Genomic DNA, 615 nt, shown 5'->3' with positions numbered 1-615 from the left:
TTTCGGGGAGGACGCTCACCACTTTGTGGTTCATGACTGGGGTGAAGTCGTAACAAGGTAGCCCTAGGGGAACCTGGGGCTGGATCACCTCCTTATACGAAGATGTTCACGATAAGTGTCCACACAGATTGATACGGTTTAGATAAGTTAAGAGACGATATTGGGTCTGTAGCTCAGCTGGTTAGAGCGCTCGCCTGATAAGCGGGAGGTCGGTGGTTCAAGTCCACTCAGACCCACCAATATCGACCTAGATGGGGCTATAGCTCAGCTGGGAGAGCGCCTGCCTTGCACGCAGGAGGTCTGCGGTTCGATCCCGCATAGCTCCACCATCTTTAAGTGTTCTTCCTTAAGAATCTTTAAAAATGGTTCAATTATTGAATCAAGCTCTTTAACAATTTGGAAAGCTGACTGATTAACTCTACGAGTTAATCAAATTAAAAGTTCTCAATGTTTATCCTTTGGATAAACACAACACAAACACATTCAAGTGTCTTGTATTCGATTCAAACTTGTTTGAATCATATTGAGTCCGGCAAACACGTAATAAGAATTAACCCTTCTTGTTACAACCAAAAACCTTGGTTGTTTACCATACATAAGACCTCTTCGGGTTGT

The 615-nt window shown here is 43.7% G+C and carries 2 tRNA genes and 1 rRNA gene; all 3 read left to right on the top strand.

What is annotated here, in order from left to right:
• A 16S ribosomal RNA gene (locus tag F0251_RS24355) occupies positions 1–95 on the top strand; the annotation flags it as partial.
• 67 nt (positions 96–162) lie between these two features.
• Positions 163–239: transfer RNA gene (locus F0251_RS24350), tRNA-Ile, on the top strand.
• Between the two features lie 14 nt (positions 240–253).
• Positions 254–329: transfer RNA gene (locus tag F0251_RS24345), tRNA-Ala, on the top strand.
• The last annotated feature ends 286 nt before the right edge of the window (positions 330–615 follow it).

Origin of the sequence: Vibrio sp. 070316B, assembly GCF_013114115.1 — a bacterium.
Classification (GTDB): Bacteria; Pseudomonadota; Gammaproteobacteria; order Enterobacterales; family Vibrionaceae; genus Vibrio; species Vibrio chagasii_B.
This window is presented reverse-complemented; position numbering and strand designations above follow the sequence as displayed.